Source organism: Pedobacter endophyticus (assembly GCF_015679185.1).
In the GTDB taxonomy this organism is placed as follows: Bacteria; Bacteroidota; Bacteroidia; order Sphingobacteriales; family Sphingobacteriaceae; genus Pedobacter; species Pedobacter endophyticus.
This window is the reverse complement of sequence record NZ_CP064939.1, coordinates 3,947,945-3,968,473: the sequence shown is the minus strand read 5'-3', so window position 1 is coordinate 3,968,473 and position 20,529 is coordinate 3,947,945. Positions and strand designations below refer to the sequence as shown.

The window sequence follows — 20,529 nt, the reverse complement described above, 5'->3', positions numbered from 1 at the left end:
AAAGGTTAACAAAGTTAGCTTTACAGTCTAAAAACGACAAGATGTCCATCTCCTGAACTACTTGATTAACAGAAAGTTACAAGCTATTCGGTGAGTCATTTTAAAATTTCAAATGACTCACCGAATGACTCACCTTTTATGTGTGATTTTATGCACATATTAGGTCTTTTAGCCTTTCACGCAAAACACTAATCATTTGATTTATAGCGTTCTAGTGTTTTTTGCTTTTGTTTTCAGTGACCCCTCAGGGGTTCGAACCCTGGACCCACAGATTAAGAGTCTGTTGCTCTACCAGCTGAGCTAAGAAGTCATGTTAAGACAAATATAACATAAATAACCTGATATTTTTAACATGTAAATGTTTCGCAGGTTGATGAATCATTCACTTAACAAAATAGCCATTGCGCTTTGACAATGACAGTTTATCGTTCGGTTAACTTAGCACCAATCCCTTTTGTTAACCGCTTCACCTTCATGTAGCCATTTAGCGAATTTTTACGCTTATCAAAGTTGATTTGCAACCAGCCTTTCTTTGCCTTTAAATTGAATTTGTCACTTCCATTGAGGTTAACCAAAATGTCTATATCCTGATCAAGCGGCAGTTCATTTTTCAGGGCGCTATCCAGGTAATTTTCCAGCCTATCGGTTTTGTACTCATCGTATTTCGCCTCAAACTTAAATTCAGCATTTGAATCGGTTGTATTTATCGACAAATGACCCCGCCCATTGCGACAGCCAGCGCCAAGTACAGCAAGGCAAATTGTTAAACTGTATATTGATTTTTTCATTTTGATGTATCGTTTAATCGGTTAATTATTGAATTGCTAAAATAATTGCTAATTGCATGCTACTTATTGTTAAAAAATCACCAACTTGTTTGGCATTTTACTTCGGACTTCGGACTTTCCCAACGGGATGCCCTTGGTACGGATTCCAAACTCCAAACTCCAAACTATCCCCTACTCCCCTGCACGGCCTTTGATATCATCGGTAGCTGTTTTTCGCGATCGTGCCGACTTTACGTTTTGGTTGCCGAAGCTATAGCTGATGTTAAGGTTTGCCCTTCTGCTGGTGTAATGATTCACTACGTTCAGGTTTACGTTTTGATAAATCAAACTTCCCGCCCAATAGTTCGTTAAAAAAATATCGTCCATCGTTAATCTTAACTTGAGCTTTTTATCGAGCATCGTTTTTTGAATCCCGGCGTTAAGTGCGTATTGGGTAACGGTTGTTTTCTCCACCCCCGAAACTCTCGGTGTGTTCAGCCAGAAATTAAGCTCGATGGAAAAATTTTTAGGCAACGTAAAAGAACTGGAGCTGTACAGGTTCATGGCTACCTTACTTGCTTTATAGGCGGCACCTTCTAAGTTCGGATCGTCGAATTTGCTGTAATAAACACTCGCATTGTTCTGCAAACTCCACCATTTGGCGATTTTTATGGGCACATAAACGCTGGCCGAATAGTTTTGGAACCGCCCAAGGTTTTGCCTGATTACATTAATTACCCTTGTGGCATCGTTTTGCTGACTAATTTGTGTAATCATATCGCGGGTATCAGAATAGTTCAATGCTAATGAAACCTCCTTGTAGCTGTAATTGATCTCGAAATTATCGGTAAACTGAGGCTTTAAAAAAGGGTTGCCCTGATCTACCGCCAGTGGGTCCATATAAAACACAAACGGATTAAGCTGCTGGTAATTCGGACGATCGACCCTCCGGCTATATGAATACCGAATATTGTGGTTTTTACTTATTTTTTGATTTAAAAAAGCTGTTGGAAAAAGCGACAGGTAATTTCGATCTACCTCGTTATTATCGGTAACCGATTTGCCGTTCGAATGCGTGTGCTCAGCCCTTAAGCCCACCTGAATTTGCCACGCTTTCCATTCTTTCGAGAAATTGCCGTAAATGGCGTTTATATTTTCTTTGTAAACGAAGTTATTCGATTTGCCAAGATCGTTTTGCCAGACATTGTTTAAAAACTGCGCCGACAAAAAATCGTTATTGGTAATTACATAACTGCTTTTAAGGCCCGTTTCTATCTTTACTGTTTTCGATACCGGCAAGGTTAAATCTGTTTTTGCCGCATACACATCAATTTGCGCATCCGTATTGTTGCGTAAGTTCGTTTGGTTAGTCGGATCGCCATTCGCATTTAGGTAATTGGCGATAAAACTCTCGTTTTTCTTATTGCTAAAGCCAGAGTAATCTGCATCGAACGTTAAAGTCTTTCCCTTGGTATCGAAATCGTGTTTGATGTTAAAGTTTGCCGTTAAATTACCAACCGGCGATTTCGATAATGCATCCTGTAAAATGTAGCTCAGTGTCGAAACGCCATTCTGCACAGCATTGATGTTCGTATTACTAAAATTTGTCAGCCTGGCATCTACCGTGTTTGCATCGACCATAACACCGTAAACGGTTTTTTCAGTGGCGTAATAATCAGCACCAACTTTTCCCTGGAAGCCAACACCTTTGTTTTTGCGATCGAAGTTTTGCGTTAATGAACTTGCTATACCATCGGATAAGGTTGTTCTATCCAGAAAGGTGTTATTAAAATTCGATTTTCTGGCCACCGCCGCGTTACCAAAAATGTTCCATTTCCCACTTCGGTGGTTCAGGTTTAAGTTTAGGCCGGCACGGTACAAATCGCTGGGCGAATTTGGCATAATCCCACCGCCGCCATTAAACGAGGCCGTTCCATTTGTACCGTACGCTTTGTTTCGCTTCAACTTGATGTTGATGATCCCGGCATTTCCGGCAGCATCATATTTTGATGATGGATTCGTAATTAATTCTATCGTCGAAATTTGCTCCGCACTCATGTTGCTCAACAAGGCCGTAACATCCGTTCCCGACAAAAAATTAGTTTTTCCATCAATCATGATCAAAACGCCAGATTTATTGTTCAGTTTGATCTGGTCGCTCTGCCGATCAATCTGTACACCCGGAGCTTTCTCCAGTACTTCTAACGCCGTTCCGCCCGTGGCCGTAATGCTATTTTCTACATTCAATACCGTTTTATCAATCTGATGTTCGATAAAGGGTTTCTTGCCCGAAATACTCACATCCTGTAGCTGTTTGCTGCTACTTTCAATGGTAATCGGCGGAATTTTGAAATCTGAGGTTACCGAAAAAACAGGTATCCGCTTCGTTTTAAAACCAACTATCGAAACCGACATCACGTAACTTCCGCTCTTTACCTGCTCAATCTTAAAAAGTCCATCCAAATCGGTCGAAACCGTATTTACGACGGTGGTATCGGGATAATTGAGTAACCTTACCACCGCGAACGGTACAGCAACGGCTTTTTCATCAACAATATTTCCTTCAACTCGATATAATTTTTGGGCAAAGGAAGCCCAACACGCCAACAGGCATGCCATTAACAATAACAACTTTTTCATGGCTTTATGAATTAAATCTGACTTGTAAGCATGCCCAACTTTAACAACACCGTTGGTAAAACCGGCCTAAACTACTTTCTAACACGATATTATCTGGATTCTATACCCAGTTCATCCTTAACTTCCCTAATCCTCCTCGAAACAGAATCCTGGTTTACCGTATCAACAGCTGTGTTTCTTTGCAACGATTCTAACTTAAGCAGCTCCTGGTTCAGCGCTTTCTTCTGCAATGCTTCTTCCTTTAACTGGGCAACACATTTTAAACCTTCATCGGTCATGATCCAAACGGTGTAATTATCATTGTCGTTTTCGGCATCGCTACAAGTCCATGCCCAATAATTATTAATGTAGCGGTACGAATCTTGTTTTATAATCACCTTGGTTCCAACCGGAATCTCGAGATTTAGATGCACTTCCTGGTTTCTCCAAATTGCCCCTTTATTTAACTGAAAACGTGGATTGAAAACAAACACCGAATCTTTAAGATCATAGCTGTAATTAATGTTCTGCGCATTTTGCAAAGCCGAAGGAAAAGTTTTACCCTGCGATTCGAACTTGGTGATCAATCTTGAAGCAGAAGTTTCACTTTTGTTGATGTTGATGCGAATCTTATTTGGCGAGACAAACGGTCCATCTTCATAATCATCTACAACAATTTGATTTTTATTATCAGCATCGACATGAAAGGCGATACTATCCTCGCGACTGAAATACTTGCTTTTATCGATGTCAATTACATAGGTTTTGTAGGATTTCAAGTCGACCGTTTCGGTTAACTCTGCGTGTTGTTTAAATTCAGAAGATATTTTAGCCGCCTGATAACCTGTTACAGCTACACCGATTAGCCAAACAATTAACAAAGCGAAAGAAAGCGTTTTATTAATGGCCTGTTTGTTAAACGCCACCCGAATTGAGAATAAAACAAGCGCCAAAATCGGAATGAAAAGTACGATAAAAGCGCCAAGCAAAATTGCTCCCCGGTTGCCATCGTTAATGACCGAAAACGGGAAATACTCATAAATGCTGGCGTCCCAAAAGCCTTGAAATGCCGCGGTTCCGATAATTAATGTGATCAGAAACAGAATGCCGAAAAGAATGATAAATCCGGCAATTACTTTAAAAATAACTTTTCCGGTGCCAGCTATAAAACGGCCAAGCCATTCGAAAAATTCGCCTATAAACATTCCGAGGCGGGCAAATAAGGGCTGGGCGTGTCTGTTTACCTCGTTTAAGCGCTCTTTAACCGCCTGCAGTTCTTCATCGAGGTTCTTTTGAAAACCCTGCAAATTGGCTGGCTCGCCTTTCATTTCCATTTTTTCCAGTCGCGAAGTTGCCTTTGGCATAATTACCCAAAGTATCCCATATATAAGTAACCCTGCCCCGCCTAAAAAGGTGAAAAGAAGCATCGCCAATCTAATCCATTTAGCTTCAGTATTAATATAATGTGCAATACCCGAGCATACTCCAGCAACCACGCGGTCGTCCATATCGCGATACAGCTTTTTCTCGGTATATTGGTGCTGGTAACCGGCATTTATTATTGGTTCATCTTCGTTTTCCTCAACAGAATCAAAATCTTGCACCCGTCCCATTTGGGCAACTACGCTATTTACGTCGGCAGCATCTACCACCTGCTTTTTCTGCTCAGCCAATTGCTCGGCCAACAATTCTGCTATGCGATTTTCGATATCAGTTACAATTTCGAGATCATCGGCGTGATTAGAAAAATGTTGCTTAACCTCGTTAAGGTAAGCTTTTAAGAGTTCGTAGGCACTTTCTTCGATGTGGATAATCGTGTTACCTATATTTATGATGATGGTCTTTTCCATTTCTTTACTGCTATTTATGAATTGGCTCCTTTTTGCGAAACACCTACGGCATAAGCCAATTCTTGCCAGGTTTGATCTAATTGTGATAAAATGCTCTTACCAACCTCGGTAAGCGTATAATATTTACGGGGCGGGCCTGAGGTAGATTCTACCCAGTTGTAGCTTAACAAACCATTGTTTTTAAGCCTGGTTAATAATGGATATAATGTACCCTCAACCACCAATAATTTCGCCGTCCTTAATTCGGCGATAATATCAGAGGCATAAATTTCGCCCCTCGAGATGATTGACAAAACACAGTATTCCAGAATTCCCTTCCGCATTTGCGTTTGCGTATTTTCTGCTATCATAATACAAAGATATATGTTTTATAATGTACTATGCAATACATAGTACTAAAAGAAAAGAGAGTTTTCATTTAAGTCGTTGATAATCAAACAATAATTTTTTAAAGTTTTTTTTTTGTTGAGGTGAAAAAGACGCATTGATGAGGTGCTTTGCCGCGTCTTTATTTAATGAAAAATCGGATTCAGCGAGTAAGAAGCAAGCTGCAAATCTTAAACTTAGCGACAATAGATGATGCGTTCAAATAGTTGGTAAGCCAAGCGAGGAAGACAAAATTTTCATTTTGTTTCGAACAATTTTCGAAAAACAGGGTTATTTATTTAAGTGCCCGCATGAATTTGCGGCCACAAACGCATACAGCTAAGACACTCATTAAGACACTGCTACACATTTTTATTGTATGATTTTGAGGACAAAAGGCATTTTACCCAGTATCGAATTGTAATCGGAATCTTATAAAAGGAAACTAATCAACAAAAAAATCCAAGTTATCAACAATTCAACATTTTGCAGGCATTTTGGCGTAGAAATTGAATAATTCAAATACAATCTATAAAAACATACCCCATGATTATTAAATTAGACACCTCGTTATTCAGGCTGGTAAGGCACAAAGCAGAAACCATAAAAAAAACGGCGACGCCGTTAACCCGAGAACAATGGATAACGGCCGACCGTATTGTTATTGCAATGATGTTTGCTGCGACTATTATTGCCGCAATAGTATTTTAGTGCGATGATTTATCCAAAATCTTCTGAAATCATTTCTTTGTTCATCATTATGGCGGCCAGCGTGCCCGAAGCTGTAATAATGGGTATCGACCGCATTAAGGTTGTGCAATCTCCTGCAGCGTAAACGTCATCAGCAGTCGTTTTTTGCTGTTCATCAACTTTTATCGTATTCAATTCAGTAAGTTCAAATCCTAATTGGAGGTGAAAATCGACATGTTGCTGTACTTCAGCACGAGCGTACACGGCCTTTAAAATCAGTTTCTCCCCGTTTGAAAAAACAACATTTTTTAGCACACCCTCTTCATGTTCGAATTCGGCAATTTCCTCTTCTATTATCTTTATTGATTTCGACGCCAGTTTTTCTGTTTGTTGTGCTGTAAGATTTGATTTCCCATTGGTTAAAACGGTTAAATCCTTATTCCAGTGATTCAGGTTCCTGGCCATTTCAAAAGCGTGGTCTCCATTCATTAACAAGCCGATTTTTTCATCTCTTATTTCGTAACCATGGCAGTATGGGCAGTGAACTATAGATATTGCCCAGCATGCTGCAAAGCCCTTGATAGGCGGCAACAGATCTTTTAAACCTGTGCTTATTAAAAGTTTACGGGCAGAGAAATTTTCGCCGCTAGCCAGTGTTATACCGAAACCAGCACTTTGCTTTTCGGCACCAACCACAGTGCCATCCACAAATTGAACGGTCGGATATTTTAAAACCTCGGCCTTTGCAACAGCAGAAATGTCGGCCGGCTTATCGCCATCATGGGTTAGAAAATTATGCGAATGTGGCGTTTGCCTATTGCAAGGCTGACCCGCATCTACAACCAACACACTTCTTACCGCTCGTGCCAACGCCAACGCAGCAGATAATCCGGCATAACTCCCGCCTATAATGATTACATCAAATTTCATATCGTTCTTTTAAGCAAAGATCGCCAAATTATTTACAAATGCAACATAATTGCATTAAAGGAATGTCATTTTAGTTTTCTATAAATTGTTGCTTTGATAAACCGGCCATAATAAAATGCCTCATGCATTGGTAAATAACTGGCTTTATCGAAATATGTGGTCATATTTACGAGGCTTCGCGCTTCAACGTTTCCAGCCATTTTAAAAAACGTGTACATGATTTTCAGAAACAGCTTTTTCCACCATCGCCCATTTTTATGATCTGTTGTAAAATCGGCCATAAACCATAAACCTTCGTTTTTTAACAATTTATCCAGTTTCTTAAAAATCCCTTCTGCCCTTTGCTTTGAGAAATTATCGAACAAAAACGGGGTTGCAATGATGTCGAAAGCCCGATCGCTTTCAAATTCTTCAATCCCCAAATTAACCAAGATTACCTTGTTGAGCCCACAATGACGTGCTTTTGAAATATCGATCATCTTTTCCGAAATTTCTACATAGGTAATTTCAATTCCCGACGGATAAAGCGCAGCAATTTCTTCGAGGATCCATCCGGTTCCTCCGCCAACAATCAATATGCAGTCGCCCTTCGAAATATACTTCAACTGATTAATCTGCGCATTTACCTGCGATTTTGAAAACACCAAACGACTTAAAAAATCGTAATGTTTGGCTATTTTATCGTAATTATTTAACAAGATTTATTGGTTTAGAGGATTTAAGATTAATAATTAACTGCTGAAACCTACTCAATTGGTTAATTGCATCGCAGGTCGATTAAACAGTTAACACTCGCTTAATAAGTTTCATGACTGTACTATTTAAGATAAGTGTTATTTAAGTTATGTATTTGCTTTCGCCTTTTTGCTTCATCGAACAAACTGCATTCCCACGATACCGCAAATGGCTTTGAAAAAGATCAAACCATCAATCACCATTAAGTAGTAAAGTATGTTTTTTCGTTGGTGCATTGAGTAGGCAATATAAATCGTAAGAATAAAAGGCAAAATGTTGAAAATGGACTGCGGTATGCCAAACCCTTTATAACTGGCGAAAACACCGAGCGATAGGAGACCGATGATGAGCAATGGGATTAAGATGTTAAATATAGTTTTGCGCAGGCCATATCGCACTACAAAGGTGCGTAAATGCCTGTTTGCGTCAGTCGGATAATCTTTGATGTCGAAAATGATTGCGTTAACGGTACAAAACATCCAGTTTTTAACAAATAACCACGTCCATAATACGGAGTCGTGATAATCGATGCCAGTTTCTATCTTAAGCATAATTAAAGGCAGCACGTTGGCGCAACATGCCCAAACAAATCCGATAACGAAAGCCTTTAACCAACCTGTATTGCGGAGATTAAATCGTAGAAACGATTTTGGCAACAGCCCATAATACAATGCCGCGGCGACAATAATTACAATAATGGCCATCCAGTAAACCGCAGGCAACGCCAAAATATGATTGAGGTTGTGATACAGCAGATTGAGTGCCAGCAGCATGCAAAGTACCGATAAAATGAGTTGGCTTCGGTTTACAAATCGCTTATGTTCGAAATACCATTGCGTTCGGGGATTGGTGGCTGATGGCTGGTTCGAAACTTTGTTATAGGCGTAGGTATAGTAAATGGTGGGTGCCAAAAACAGCAACAAATAATAGTTTAGCGAATTAAACGGCAAACGCAGTTGCAGTACCGCCTCTAACGACAACGCAACGGCTAAAAGACCTACGAAATAGTTCCCGAAAAAAATAAACCGTACGATCTTATTAAACATGCCAACGAGGTTTTTGCTGCCGCCAATTTCGCATTAAAAACTTAAAGTATTGAAAAGCACAAAGAAAAAACATCATTTTGGGTTAGATTGATCGGCAGCCCGTATTTCCCCGCACCGCGAACACCAGGAACAATAAAACTGGTCAGCCCTTTTTTAAAATCAATTCCTCAAGCTTTGTCCTGCTTTTCCATGATTTAATTTGTAGTTCCCTGTTACGTGCAAGAAGCTTGGTTTCGTAACTTTCGGTATAAACCAATTCCCAATCGTTTGTGTTACCAGTAAAACTTTTCCCCTTTTGATTATGCCGGATAAGCCGTTCTCCTAAATTTGAAGTATACCCGATATAATATCTATTGCGAGTTTTAGAATGCAGAATATAAGTGTAGAACATCATACAATATAAGGGAATGTTACGAAACAAAAAAGCCACTCAGTTTCCTGAAAGGCTTTAGTGGGAAACGATCCCGATATACGATCGGGACGACCACTTCCGATGAAATCGGAATGCGCTGAACCAGCTGAGCTAATTTCCTATATAAACAAAAAAGCCACTCAGTTTCCTGAAAGGCTTTAGTGGGAAATGATCCCGATATACGATCGGGACGACCACTTCCGATGAAATCGGAATGCACTGAACCAGCTGAGCTAATTTCCTATATAAACAAAAAAGCCACTCAGTTTCCTGAAAGGTTTTAGTGGGAAATGATCCCGATATACGATCGGGACGACCACTTCCGATGAAATCGGAATGCGCTGAACCAGCTGAGCTAATTTCCTATATAAACAAAAAAGCCACTCAGTTTCCTGAAAGGCTTTAGTGGGAAATGATCCCGATATACGATCGGGACGACCACTTCCGATGAAATCGGAATGCGCTGAACCAGCTGAGCTAATTTCCTATATAAACAAAAAAGCCACTCAGTTTCCTGAAAGGCTTTAGTGGGAAATGATCCCGATATACGATCGGGACGACCCTTCCGATGAAATCGGAATGCGCTGAACCAGCTGAGCTAATTTCCTATATAAACAATAAAGCCACTCAGTTTCCTGAAAGGCTTTGGTGGGAAATGATCCCGATATACGATCGGGACGACCACTTCCGATGAAATCGGAATGCGCTGAACCAGCTGAGCTAATTTCCTATATAAACAAAAAAGCCACTCAGTTTCCTGAAAGGCTTTAGTGGGAGATGATCCCGATATACGATCGGGACGACCACTTCCGATGAAATCGGAATGCACTGAACCAGCTGAGCTAATTTCCCTTTTTATTCTGTAGTTAACCCCTGTCCCGACCACTTCCGATATAATCGGAACGCTCTGAACCAGCTGAGCTAATTTCCTATATAAACAAAAAAGCCACTCAGTTTCCTGAAAGGCTTTAGTGGGAAATGATCCCGATATATGATCGGGATGACCACTTCCGATGAAATCGGAATGCACTGAACCAGCTGAGCTAATTTCCTATATAAACAATAAAGCCACTCAGTTTCCTGAAAGGCTTTGGTGGGAAATGATCCCGATATACGATCGGGACGACCACTTCCGATGAAATCGGAATGCGCTGAACCAGCTGAGCTAATTTCCTATATAAACAAAAAAGCCACTCAGTTTCCTGAAAGGCTTTAGTGGGAAATGATCCCGATATACGATCGGGACGACCACTTCCGATGAAATCGGAATGCACTGAACCAGCTGCTAATTTCCTATATAAACAAAAAAGCCACTCAGTTTCCTGAAAGGTTTTAGTGGGAAATGATCCCGATATACGATCGGGACGACCACTTCCGATGAAATCGGAATGCGCTGAACCAGCTGAGCTAATTTCCTATATAAACAAAAAAGCCACTCAGTTTCCTGAAAGGCTTTAGTGGGAAATGATCCCGATATACGATCGGGACGACCACTTCCGATGAAATCGGAATGCGCTGAACCAGCTGAGCTAATTTCCTATATAAACAAAAAAGCCACTCAGTTTCCTGAAAGGCTTTAGTGGGAAATGATCCCGATATACGATCGGGACGACCACTTCCGATGAAATCGGAATGCACTGAACCAGCTGAGCTAATTTCCTATATAAACAAAAAAGCCACTCAGTTTCCTGAAAGGTTTTAGTGGGAAATGATCCCGATATACGATCGGGACGACCACTTCCGATGAAATCGGAATGCGCTGAACCAGCTGAGCTAATTTCCTATATAAACAAAAAAGCCACTCAGTTTCCTGAAAGGCTTTAGTGGGAAATGATCCCGATATACGATCGGGACGACCCTTCCGATGAAATCGGAATGCGCTGAACCAGCTGAGCTAATTTCCTATATAAACAATAAAGCCACTCAGTTTCCTGAAAGGCTTTGGTGGGAAATGATCCCGATATACGATCGGGACGACCACTTCCGATGAAATCGGAATGCGCTGAACCAGCTGAGCTAATTTCCTATATAAACAAAAAAGCCACTCAGTTTCCTGAAAGGCTTTAGTGGGAAATGAGGGGTTCGAACCCCCGACCCCCTCGGTGTAAACGAGGTGCTCTGAACCAGCTGAGCTAATTTCCCTTTTTTGTTATGTTATAAAAAATCTTCTAAATCCTTAAAAGATTGTGTGGGAAATGAGGGGTTCGAACCCCCGACCCCCTCGGTGTAAACGAGGTGCTCTGAACCAGCTGAGCTAATTTCCCTTTTTATTCTGTAGTTAACCCCTGTCCCAACCCTTCCGATATAATCGGAATGCGCTGAACCAGCTGAGCTAATTTCCCTTTTTATTCTGTAGTTAACCCCTGTCCCGACCCTTCCGATGAAATCGGAATGCGCTGAACCAGCTGAGCTAATTTCCCTTTCCTTTTGGGAATGCAAATATAGCGCTATAATCTTGTTTCGCAAATCTTTTTTATTTTTTTTCAGCCGAGTAATGTTTCCAGTATTTTGTGCGATTGCACCTCCCCAAATGATGCTGTATGCAAGGTATAGAAAACCAAGATCTTATCTAACAAAAATCGCCGTTGTCTGTTAGTCATTTTAATTTCCGATATATTTTCGAGCGGCGTAATAAATAAAGCAATAAAGCTAAGTGCATCTTCCAGCTGAAGATAATTTGCATGAATTGGAACTCTCGATACAAATTCCCCTTCTTGCAAGTCGAAATAGATTTGATCTGCTCTCCTCTTCGCATTGGGCGAAAACCCTAAAAACCGCGACAATTTCAACAGAAATGACAGATGGAAGTTCGGGTTAAGCACTTCACTTTCGTCGAACCAGGCCACTGAATTAAAAATATAGTCGAACAAACTATCATCTGCAGATTGCTGGCGAATACTTTTATAAAGCACTTCATTTAAAAAAATTACAATGCTCGATTTTACAATATCGTATGGAATGCTCTTAAAAACCGGCGTTTGCCTAACCTCCGCAACCCGCTGTATATCAACATTGGCTTTATGGTACACAACCATATCAAGTAAATGCAGCGATTGCAACATGTTCATCTTGATTTTGGCCCGCGGCTTTTTTACACCATTAATGAGATAAGACTGCATTCCGAACTTATCAGTCAGCACCTGAACAACTACGCTACTTTCGCTGTAATTGGTTGTTTTTAAAACAATTCCTCTAACCTTATGCAACATACCGCAAAAAACAATTTTTTCAAAAGTATGTTATTTGTACAAAATTAATTGCGCAAAAACACATTCTGATTTATAATAAAGATTAGTTTTGCCTTATCATATCATTAAAAAACTAAACACTACATGTGGGTAAAGCTATCGAGGTTTATTCTTCATAACCGTATTGCGATTATTGTATTTTTTGTGCTGGGCACCGTATTCATGGCTTTTCAGGCCAAGAATGTCAAACTTTCTTATGCCGGAAGTAAGATTCTACCAGTTACCGACAGCGCCTTTTTAAAATATACCCGGTTTAAAACAACCTTTGGTGAGGATGGAAGTGTGATGGTGATTGGAATTCAATCTCCCGATATTTTCAAAAAAGAAATTTACAACCAATGGGTTCAGCTGTCTAATGATATACAGCAACTTAAGGGCATAAAGCAAGTGCTGTCCTCGGGAAGAATATTTCAATTACAAAAGGACACCGTTGAACAGAAGTTTGTACTAAAGGCGATTCCAAATGGCTTGGTGAAAACCGATGTGGAGATGGACTCGATAAAAAGCATGCTATTTAACACGCCCTTCTTTGAGGGCCTGGTGTACAATAAACAGAATGCCACGTTAATGGCGATTACTTTTGACGCCAAAATATTGAATACCGCTGCCCGAAATCCGATTTTGAAGCAGATTGAAGATAAAGCAAAAGCTTTTCAGGAGCGGACGAAAATCCGTACGCATATTTCAGGTCTGCCTTACATCCGCACGGCGGTAAGTAAGTTGGTAAGCAACGAGTTTGTACTTTTCTTAGGGCTATCTATTCTCGTTTCGGCGGTTATCCTTTTCATTTTCTTCAAAAAATTCTATGCCGTTTTCTTCCCCATTCTGGTGGTAGTAATGGGCGTAATCTGGAGCGTTGGAACCTTGGTTTTATTTGGCTTCGAACTCACCATTTTAACAGGCCTGATTCCGCCGCTTATTGTTATTATTGGTATTCCGAATAGCATTTTGCTATTAAACAAATATCAAAACGAGCTGAGAAAAGGTATCGATAAGCAAGCAGCCTTAGCGGTAACCATAGAAAGAATCGCCGTTACTACGCTCATCGCTAATGTAACTGCCGCAATTGGCTTCGGCGTACTTTATTTTACCGGAAGCGAGTTGTTAATGCAGTTTGGAAGCGTGGCTGCCATAAACGTAATGGTTACGTGGCTAATGTGCCTATGCTTAATACCGATCATATTTAGCTATCTTCCTTCACCAAAAATTAAGGCCCAAACGCATGTTGAAAATGGCTTTTTGCACAAACTATTGGTGCAGATGGACAAACTGGTTCAACAAAAAAGCAGCTTGATTTATATAGGTACCATCATCATTTCAATCATTGCCTTTATTGGCGTAATCAAAATTAATGTAAATGGTTATGTGGTAGATGATCTGCCAAAAAACTCGGAAATCTTAACCGATCTGAAGTTTTTCGAAAAAAATTTCGAGGGAATTTTGCCGCTTGAAGTCAGTATTGATACTAAAAAGAAAAATGGCGTCTTCAATTTAACAAACTTGAAGAGAATAGAGAAAATGGAAAAAATGATTTCCGCATACCCCGAATTTTCGCGTTCAATTTCGGTTAACATGGGGCTAAAGTATGCCACGCAAGCCTTTTACAACAACAATTCAACTTTTTTCCGTTTGCCAGATAATATGGAAAAAAACTTCATCCTCGCCTATATTGCCAGCGGGGGAAAAGGAAATGCGAGTTTGCTGACAAATTTTGTAGGCAAGGGAAACCAGACAACAAGAATTAGTTTTCAAATGGCCGATGTGGGCTCGAAACGCCTGGACGCTATCATGGCCGAGCTAAAACCGCGTATCGACAGCATATTGCCACCAGCAAAATTTGATGTAGAACTCACCGGATCGAGTGTAATTTTCTCTAAAGGTACCGATTACATGTTAAGGCATTTGTTCGAAAGCATTGGTTTAGCGATTGTATTAATTTCGCTATTACGCCTGGCGCAATTTAAAAGCCTGGGCATCATGTTTATTTCGTTATTACCGAATATTGTTCCGCTGATTATTACGGCCGGGATTATGGGTTATTTCGACATTTCGTTGAAACCGTCAACAATTTTGATTTTCACAATTGCATTTGGTCTCGCATCCGATCAAACCATTTATTTCTTGACCCGGTACCAACAAGAGTTGAGCCTAACCAATTTTAGCGTTCCACGGGTGATTACCGATACCATTACTGAAACGGGTGTGAGTATGACCCATATTGCGTTGATTTTGTTTTTTGGCTTCGGAATTTTTACCGCGTCAACCTTTGGCGGTACCGTAATCTTGGGTCTGTTGCTATCGATTACCTTATTCGTAGCCCTGATTTTTAACCTGACACTTTTGCCTGCGCTGGTTTTATGGTTAGACAAAAAGAAAGTAAGGAAAATGGTTTCCGATGAAGAATCGGCACGTAATGCCGGAGAATTTGATCATTAAATCCTCTCCTTTCGAAGCTTTTGCATTGGCAAATTGCTGCAATCCTCTCCAAAGGAAACGATAATGAAAGAACAGTAGTTTTAACTGATACGGATTAGATTGTACGCATGCTTAATCCGCTATTTCGCTTTCCGTTGGAGAGGGAGGGATAACGAGACCCACGTTCTACCGCTTACTTTAACTGGGAGAGGATTTACTCCGGTTCCGATTTTTCCTCTTCGCCATCTACCGGCACCTCAACAGTGGGGTCGGTTATAATTTCCGCATTCCCACTATCATCTTTTTTTGCAAAAATAATTGGGTACAGCATCCATAAGGCACCAACCATAACCAAAATACCTGCCAGCATTTGCAGATAACGGGCATGGTTTACCTCATACGCCTCTAAAACCTTATAAGCAATATAAGAGAGCACGCCCAAGATGAGCACAAAAACGGCCTTTTGTAATTTAAGAAGCTTTATCATTGGGTGTTTTTTTTAGTTTGAGAATATGTAATAAAACAAATATAAGGCCAATTAATTCAAGCAGCCCACAGAAATAGAAAGCATAAAGCACAAAGTCTCTGTTAGCCGGTTTAATAATCGCTACAATCGGCAGCGCCACCACAGCCAGAATCATCAATAGAAGACCAGTATTAAATAATTTCAAGTTAAAGTATTTACACCAAAACTACTGAAATTCCCTCATTTTTTTTAACTTTGCAACCTTAATTTTTTGAGGTACTTGATTGATGTATAGCGAATTTAAACAATTAGAACTTGCCAAAATAGGGCAAGAAATATTAGATTTTTGGAAAAAGGAAAACATCTTCGAAAAGAGCATTTCTTCACGTCCAAAATCTAATCCGTTTACTTTTTACGAAGGACCACCGTCTGCCAATGGCATGCCGGGCATTCACCACGTAATGGCTCGTGCAATTAAGGATATTTTTTGTCGATACAAAACCTTAAAAGGCTATCAGGTTAAGCGCAAAGGCGGTTGGGATACCCATGGTTTGCCCATTGAGCTTGCCGTAGAAAAAAAACTGGGTATAACCAAAGAAGACATTGGCAAAAAAATCAGTGTTGATGAATACAACGCAGCCTGCCGTACCGAGGTAATGCGATATACCGATGTTTGGAACGATCTTACCGAAAAAATGGGTTACTGGGTCGACCTTGAAAATCCATACATCACTTACGAAAATAAATACATTGAAACCCTTTGGTGGATCTTAAAACAACTTTACGACAAAGGATTTTTATACAAGGGATACACGGTTCAACCTTATTCGCCCGCTGCCGGAACAGGTTTAAGCTCGCACGAACTAAACCAGCCTGGCACTTACAAAGATGTAAGCGATACCACAATTGTTGCACAGTTCAAAGCAATTGACGAATCTCTGTCTGCGTTCTTAAAAGACTTCGGCACAATTCACTTTTTGGCATGGACAACGACGCCCTGGACGTTACCGAGCAACACGGCTTTAACAGTTGGGCCTAAAATTGATTATGTGCTGGTTAAAACCTTCAATCAATACACTTTCGAGCCAATCAATGTTGTTTTGGCTAAGGCACTTGTTGGTAAGCAATTTGCTGGAAAATACTTTTTATCTGAAAACGACGAAGATTTTAACAACTTCAAGGCCGACGATAAAAAGATTCCTTATGTTATTTTAGCCGAATGTGCTGGTGCAGATTTGGTAGGGATCAGATATGAGCAATTATTGCCTTATGCACTTCCCTATCAAAACGCCGAAAATGCCTTCCGGGTTATTTCTGGCGACTTTGTAACCACCGAAGACGGTACAGGTATCGTTCATACCGCTCCAACTTTTGGCGCTGATGATGCCCGAGTGGCAAAATTGGCCACACCTGAAGTGCCACCGATGTTGGTTTTAGATGAAAAGGGAAATGCAGTACCGTTGGTTGATTTACAAGGGAAGTTTATCGCTTCTTTAGGTGGAAACTATGGCGGTAAGTACGTCAAAAACGAATATTATAAAGATGGTGAAGCTCCTGAGAAATCAGTTGATGTAGAAATCGCGATCCAGTTAAAAGAAGAAAACAAAGCCTTCAAGGTAGAAAAATACGTTCACACTTATCCACACTGCTGGAGAACCGATAAACCGGTGTTGTATTATCCTTTAGATAGTTGGTTCATTAAAACTACCGCTGTTAAAGATAAAATGGCCCAGTTGAACAAAACCATAAACTGGAAGCCCGAATCGACGGGAACCGGCCGTTTTGGCAACTGGCTGGAGAATTTGGTTGATTGGAACCTTTCCCGTTCTCGTTATTGGGGAACGCCTTTGCCTATTTGGCGTACTGCCGACGGTTTAGAGGAAAAATGCATTGGGTCGATCGCAGAACTGAACGCAGAAATAGCGAAATCTATCGAAGCAGGTCTTATGCCTGCAGGTTTCGAATTGAAAGACATGCACCGCCCTTACGTTGATGATGTGATTTTAACTTCATCAAAAGGGGAAAAAATGACGCGTGAAACCGACCTAATCGATGTTTGGTTTGATAGCGGCGCAATGCCGTATGCACAATGGCATTTCCCTTTCGAAAACAAAGAAGAATTTGAAAACGCCTACCCTGCCGATTTTATAGCAGAAGGAGTTGACCAAACACGGGGCTGGTTTTTCACCTTACACGCCATCGCGGTAATGTTGAGCGAGGCGAGCGATGAGATTAGGGAAATTAATGCAAAAACAGGAAACCCGGGTATAGCCTTCAAAAATGTAGTTTCAAACGGATTGGTGTTAGATAAAAATGGCAACAAAATGTCTAAGCGTTTAGGCAATGCTGTTGATCCTTTCAGCACCATCGAAACTTACAGCGCTGATGCCACCCGCTGGTACATGATTAGCAATGCATCGCCCTGGGACAACTTGAAATTCAGCTTAGAAGGATTGGATGAAGTGCGCCGTAAATTCTTCGGCACACTGTACAATACTTATGCATTTTTTGCCTTATACGCAAATATCGACAAGTTTGAGATCGACAAAAACAACCTGAGCAAAGTTGCCGACAGAACGGAGCTGGATCGTTGGATCTTATCTTTATTGCAAAATCTGATTAGCGAAGTAGACGAAAGCTACAATGCTTACGAGCCAACCAAAGCCACCCGTGCCATCCAAACCTTTGTTGATGAGCATTTGAGCAACTGGTACATTAGGTTGAGCCGTCGCCGTTTTTGGAAAGGCGAAATGACAGATGATAAACGTGCGGCTTACGAAACACTTTATACCTGTTTGGAAACGTTGGCCCAGCTGATGAGCCCCGTTGCACCTTTCTTTGCCGATTGGTTGTATAAAAACTTAACCGTAACGGATAAAAATGCACAACAATCTGTTCACTTAACCCTGTGGAACGAGGCTGATAAGAGCTTAATTGATACTGATTTGAACGAGCGTATGGTTTACGCCCAGGATATTTCGTCGATGGTTTTATCGCTGCGTAAAAAGTCGGGCATTAACGTTCGTCAGCCTTTGGCTAAGATCCTGATTCCATCGCTAAATGGCGATTTCGAGCAGAAAATCTCAAAGGTTTCCGACTACATTCTTTCAGAAACCAATGTTAAGCACATCGAGTTTATTACCGATACGCATGGCATTGTAAAGAAAAAGCTGAAGCCAAATTTTAAATCGCTTGGTAAAAAAGTGGGTAAGGATATGAGCATTGTCAAACAGGCGCTGGAAAACATGACTCAAGACGATATTCAACGTTTAGAGGTTGACGGTTACATCAACGTTTTCGGTACCGACAACGTTCAGCATGCGATAGATATGAATGATGATGTGGAGGTTTTTGCTGAAGATATTCCGGGGTGGCAGGTAACCAACATCGGTAGCTTAACTGTTGCCTTAGATGTAACCATTTCTGAGGAGCTGAAACAAGAGGGAATTTCTCGCGAGTTGGTAAACAGGATCCAGAATTTACGTAAGGAACTAAACTTCGAAGTGACCGATAGAATTAACGTGGCTTTACAAAATGATAATCTGATAGCGGCCGCGGTGACGAAAAACATAGCGTACATTTGCGCAGAAATTTTGGCCGACAAACTAGAATTAACAGATACTGTAACTAACGCAAACAAAATCACTATTGATGATGTTGAGTTAAGCATTTCGGTAACTAAAATATAAATCCATATATTAGAAAACTAAATTAAAAACATGGAAAATAATAACAAAACGCGCTACTCAGACAGTGAACTTCAGGAATTTAAAGAGTTAATTCAAGATAAATTACGAATGGCCAAAGAGGAGCTTAACGCACTTACGGCATCATTAAGCAACCCAAATGCAAACGGTACAGAAGACACCTCCGGCGCTTACAAAACGCTTGAAGATGGTTCTGCAACGATGGAAAAAGAGCAGATCAATCAGTTGGCTGCCCGCCAGAAAAAATTTATCGATAACCTCGAAAATGCCTTGGTTCGTATTGAGAACAAAACTTACGGTATTTGCCGCGAAACAGGCAAGTTGATTCAAAAAGAACGCTTGCGTGCAGTTCCACACGCTACTTTGAGCATTGAAGCCAAATTAAAGCAGAGTTAATGAAAGGATATACAAAACCTTTAATCGTTATCTTTTTAGTTTTACTTGCCGACCAAGTGCTAAAAACGTGGATCAAAACCCACATGAACCTTGGTGATGAGTTCAACATTATTGGTGAGTGGTTTATTATTCACTTTACCGAAAACAATGGCATGGCGTTCGGGATGGAGTTTGGCGGCGAATATGGTAAACTTGCCTTGTCATTGTTCCGTATCCTCGCAGTTGGCGGAATAGGTTATGGATTACATTATCTAATTAAGCATAAATATCATAGAGGTTTAATTTTAAATGTAGCACTAATTTTTGCTGGTGCACTTGGTAACATCATCGATTCGGTGTTTTATGGAAAAATTTACGGCTACGAGACGTGGTTTCATGGTCGCGTGGTAGATATGCTTTATTTTCCTATTGCAAAGGGTCACTTTCCGAGCTGGATCCCGATTTGGGGAGGCGACGAATTTGTGTTCTTCAGACCGGTATTTAACCTTGCTGATGCCGCGATTTCTGTTGGCGTGATCCTTATTCTAATCTTCCAAAAAAACTACTTTAAAGAGGATGTAAAAGATGAAGTTAGTATTAACAGTGAAATTGTCGAAGACTAAGAGAATTACGATTGTAGATTGACGAGTTACGATTCGGCAGTGCACAGTTTAAACTTAAATTATTATGGCCCGCTTCTTTAACAGAGGTGGGCTTTTTTGTGCTAGATACTTTCCTTGTCGTAGCGTCTCGCTACGACTTAAATTAATTAATTTATGTTTCTAGAATGTGGAGTCGTAGCGAGACGCTACAACTAGAGGGTGCTCAGCAACTGTCAGTCTGAGCGGAGTCGAAGACCTTTTTCTATAGGATAAAGAAAAAAATATTTGTCCTTCGACTACG

General features: G+C 40.6%; 16 protein-coding genes and 3 tRNA genes. 5 read left to right on the top strand and 14 right to left on the bottom strand.

The window, feature by feature from the left end; all coding sequences use genetic code 11:
* Positions 1-237: 237 nt before the first annotated feature.
* From IZT61_RS16090 to IZT61_RS16070, 5 genes are all read right to left on the bottom strand, one after another.
* A tRNA-Lys gene (locus IZT61_RS16090) sits at positions 238-310 on the bottom strand.
* Between the two features lie 112 nt (positions 311-422).
* Entirely contained in the window at positions 423-788 is a 366-nt protein-coding gene (locus tag IZT61_RS16085) for a hypothetical protein (RefSeq protein WP_196098066.1), read from the bottom strand.
* A gap of 171 nt (positions 789-959) precedes the next feature.
* Complete coding sequence (locus tag IZT61_RS16080) at positions 960-3,407, bottom strand: TonB-dependent receptor domain-containing protein (RefSeq protein ID WP_196098065.1); 2,448 nt, start codon at positions 3,405-3,407, stop codon at positions 960-962.
* An 89-nt stretch (positions 3,408-3,496) separates the two neighbouring features.
* Positions 3,497-5,236, bottom strand: coding sequence for a PspC domain-containing protein (locus IZT61_RS16075; protein ID WP_196098064.1), 1,740 nt, complete (start codon positions 5,234-5,236; stop codon positions 3,497-3,499).
* 14 nt (positions 5,237-5,250) lie between these two features.
* A complete protein-coding gene (locus IZT61_RS16070; RefSeq protein ID WP_196098063.1) occupies positions 5,251-5,586 on the bottom strand; it encodes a PadR family transcriptional regulator in 336 nt (111 codons plus the stop codon).
* Positions 5,587-6,148: 562 nt separating this feature from the next.
* Between IZT61_RS16070 and IZT61_RS16065 the strand changes: the two genes are divergently transcribed.
* Positions 6,149-6,313, top strand: coding sequence for a hypothetical protein (locus IZT61_RS16065; RefSeq protein WP_196098062.1), 165 nt, complete (start codon positions 6,149-6,151; stop codon positions 6,311-6,313).
* Positions 6,314-6,322: 9 nt separating this feature from the next.
* On the opposite strand, the gene IZT61_RS16060 is transcribed toward IZT61_RS16065, so the two are convergent.
* From IZT61_RS16060 to recO, 7 genes are all read right to left on the bottom strand, one after another.
* Positions 6,323-7,222 (bottom strand): NAD(P)/FAD-dependent oxidoreductase, encoded by a 900-nt coding sequence (locus IZT61_RS16060; protein ID WP_196098061.1) that lies wholly within the window; start codon positions 7,220-7,222, stop codon positions 6,323-6,325.
* 65 nt (positions 7,223-7,287) lie between these two features.
* Positions 7,288-7,920 carry a class I SAM-dependent methyltransferase gene (locus tag IZT61_RS16055; RefSeq protein ID WP_196098060.1) on the bottom strand — a complete coding sequence of 211 codons (633 nt, stop codon included), beginning with the start codon at positions 7,918-7,920 and terminating at the stop codon, positions 7,288-7,290.
* Positions 7,921-8,091: 171 nt separating this feature from the next.
* Positions 8,092-9,003 carry a UbiA prenyltransferase family protein gene (locus IZT61_RS16050; RefSeq protein WP_196098059.1) on the bottom strand — a complete coding sequence of 304 codons (912 nt, stop codon included), beginning with the start codon at positions 9,001-9,003 and terminating at the stop codon, positions 8,092-8,094.
* A 142-nt stretch (positions 9,004-9,145) separates the two neighbouring features.
* The gene (locus tag IZT61_RS16045; protein WP_230383961.1) at positions 9,146-9,394 is read right to left on the bottom strand and encodes a GIY-YIG nuclease family protein; all 249 of its coding nucleotides are present in this window, start codon (positions 9,392-9,394) and stop codon (positions 9,146-9,148) included.
* A gap of 2,088 nt (positions 9,395-11,482) precedes the next feature.
* A tRNA-Val gene (locus IZT61_RS16040) sits at positions 11,483-11,557 on the bottom strand.
* Between the two features lie 47 nt (positions 11,558-11,604).
* Positions 11,605-11,679, bottom strand: a tRNA-Val gene (locus tag IZT61_RS16035).
* A 219-nt stretch (positions 11,680-11,898) separates the two neighbouring features.
* Positions 11,899-12,624 (bottom strand): DNA repair protein RecO, encoded by a 726-nt coding sequence (recO, locus tag IZT61_RS16030; protein WP_196098057.1) that lies wholly within the window; start codon positions 12,622-12,624, stop codon positions 11,899-11,901.
* A 123-nt stretch (positions 12,625-12,747) separates the two neighbouring features.
* Here recO and IZT61_RS16025 point away from each other — a divergent pair, with 123 nt between their 5' ends.
* The gene (locus tag IZT61_RS16025) at positions 12,748-15,099 is read left to right on the top strand and encodes an efflux RND transporter permease subunit (RefSeq protein WP_230383727.1); all 2,352 of its coding nucleotides are present in this window, start codon (positions 12,748-12,750) and stop codon (positions 15,097-15,099) included.
* A gap of 193 nt (positions 15,100-15,292) precedes the next feature.
* Here IZT61_RS16025 and IZT61_RS16020 read toward each other — a convergent pair whose 3' ends face one another.
* Positions 15,293-15,565: an isoleucyl-tRNA synthetase gene (locus IZT61_RS16020; RefSeq protein WP_196098056.1), complete on the bottom strand. Its 273-nt coding sequence runs from the start codon at positions 15,563-15,565 to the stop codon at positions 15,293-15,295.
* Positions 15,549-15,749, bottom strand: a complete 201-nt coding sequence (locus tag IZT61_RS16015) for a hypothetical protein (RefSeq protein ID WP_196098055.1) — start codon at positions 15,747-15,749, stop codon at positions 15,549-15,551. Before IZT61_RS16015 ends, IZT61_RS16020 begins: the two co-directional genes overlap by 17 nt.
* An 82-nt stretch (positions 15,750-15,831) precedes the next feature.
* On the opposite strand from IZT61_RS16015, the gene ileS reads away from it, so the two are divergent.
* From ileS to IZT61_RS16000, 3 genes are read left to right on the top strand one after another with little or no spacing between them, the layout of a single operon-like run.
* Positions 15,832-19,233, top strand: coding sequence for an isoleucine--tRNA ligase (ileS, locus tag IZT61_RS16010; RefSeq protein ID WP_196098054.1), 3,402 nt, complete (start codon positions 15,832-15,834; stop codon positions 19,231-19,233).
* 30 nt (positions 19,234-19,263) lie between these two features.
* Positions 19,264-19,647 carry a TraR/DksA family transcriptional regulator gene (locus IZT61_RS16005; RefSeq protein WP_196098053.1) on the top strand — a complete coding sequence of 128 codons (384 nt, stop codon included), beginning with the start codon at positions 19,264-19,266 and terminating at the stop codon, positions 19,645-19,647.
* Positions 19,647-20,249 (top strand): lipoprotein signal peptidase, encoded by a 603-nt coding sequence (locus tag IZT61_RS16000; RefSeq protein WP_196098052.1) that lies wholly within the window; start codon positions 19,647-19,649, stop codon positions 20,247-20,249. The genes IZT61_RS16005 and IZT61_RS16000 overlap by 1 nt, the downstream gene beginning before the upstream one ends.
* Positions 20,250-20,529 lie beyond the last annotated feature (280 nt).

What these genes read in the sequence shown, in the direction of transcription:
- IZT61_RS16085 (WP_196098066.1), bottom strand. Translation starts at nt 788, where the DNA reads ATGAAAAAATCAATATACAGTTTAACAATTTGCCTTGCTGTACTTGGC.
- IZT61_RS16080 (WP_196098065.1), bottom strand. Translation starts at nt 3,407, where the DNA reads ATGAAAAAGTTGTTATTGTTAATGGCATGCCTGTTGGCGTGTTGGGCT.
- IZT61_RS16075 (WP_196098064.1), bottom strand. Translation starts at nt 5,236, where the DNA reads ATGGAAAAGACCATCATCATAAATATAGGTAACACGATTATCCACATC.
- IZT61_RS16070 (WP_196098063.1), bottom strand. Translation starts at nt 5,586, where the DNA reads ATGATAGCAGAAAATACGCAAACGCAAATGCGGAAGGGAATTCTGGAA.
- IZT61_RS16065 (WP_196098062.1), top strand. Translation starts at nt 6,149, where the DNA reads ATGATTATTAAATTAGACACCTCGTTATTCAGGCTGGTAAGGCACAAA.
- IZT61_RS16060 (WP_196098061.1), bottom strand. Translation starts at nt 7,222, where the DNA reads ATGAAATTTGATGTAATCATTATAGGCGGGAGTTATGCCGGATTATCT.
- IZT61_RS16050 (WP_196098059.1), bottom strand. Translation starts at nt 9,003, where the DNA reads ATGTTTAATAAGATCGTACGGTTTATTTTTTTCGGGAACTATTTCGTA.
- IZT61_RS16045 (WP_230383961.1), bottom strand. Translation starts at nt 9,394, where the DNA reads ATGTTCTACACTTATATTCTGCATTCTAAAACTCGCAATAGATATTAT.
- recO (WP_196098057.1), bottom strand. Translation starts at nt 12,624, where the DNA reads ATGTTGCATAAGGTTAGAGGAATTGTTTTAAAAACAACCAATTACAGC.
- IZT61_RS16025 (WP_230383727.1), top strand. Translation starts at nt 12,748, where the DNA reads ATGTGGGTAAAGCTATCGAGGTTTATTCTTCATAACCGTATTGCGATT.
- IZT61_RS16020 (WP_196098056.1), bottom strand. Translation starts at nt 15,565, where the DNA reads ATGATAAAGCTTCTTAAATTACAAAAGGCCGTTTTTGTGCTCATCTTG.
- ileS (WP_196098054.1), top strand. Translation starts at nt 15,832, where the DNA reads ATGTATAGCGAATTTAAACAATTAGAACTTGCCAAAATAGGGCAAGAA.
- IZT61_RS16005 (WP_196098053.1), top strand. Translation starts at nt 19,264, where the DNA reads ATGGAAAATAATAACAAAACGCGCTACTCAGACAGTGAACTTCAGGAA.
- IZT61_RS16000 (WP_196098052.1), top strand. Translation starts at nt 19,647, where the DNA reads ATGAAAGGATATACAAAACCTTTAATCGTTATCTTTTTAGTTTTACTT.